We start from the raw sequence: 659 nt of genomic DNA on the forward strand, positions 1-659 counted from the left end.
CCACTGCCTACTTCTATCGACTTTCTCTGGTTTTTCATCTATATAGGCTGATTTTGTACCCTTTATTTCGTAGGATTTGCTAAGCTCATTTATGTAAACAAGCTCATCATTATGTAGTCCATAATCGTTTGCTAGTGCTTCGATAGTTTTCCATTGCTCGCCCGTATAACTTTTAGTTCTTAACTCACTAACGATCTGATCAAACATTTTTTGCTGACTTTGCTTGTGAGGCACTGTAGTAATAATTACATCTAGAAAATCGACTACACTGCCGCTAAAAGAAAATGCTGTTAATGACCATAAAATGATTGGGTTAATGATCCCTAAATCTAGTGTACTTTTGGCAATTATTGCTACTGAACGCCCATGCAATCCCACATCTCTTTCTTTCCATCTGTTTGCTATTGCAAATGTAGATATAGGTGACAGCTTTAGGCAAGTAGATATGATTTGTTGTTCATTCCAATAATTCTGTCCTGTACTTGAATCGCCAACCAACTCCGCTGCTCGCATATAACGATGTGCAAGCTCTGAACTATATTGCTTATCTTCAACACTACGTTGAGCTATAGCAGATATTGCTTCCCATCGGTCGACCACTTCATTACCAAAATTTGTGGCTTTTTTTAATCCTGTATCAAAATAGACGGCAGCATTTT

Annotated in this window: 1 protein-coding gene; it reads right to left on the reverse strand. The window is 37.6% G+C overall.

Annotated elements, in window-relative coordinates; genetic code table 11:
* The coding region (locus tag ACS8FC_RS18240; RefSeq protein ID WP_439297825.1) for a hypothetical protein at positions 1–659 on the reverse strand (659 nt) is incomplete at both ends.

This window comes from Psychrobacter sp. 1Y4, assembly GCF_051847555.1.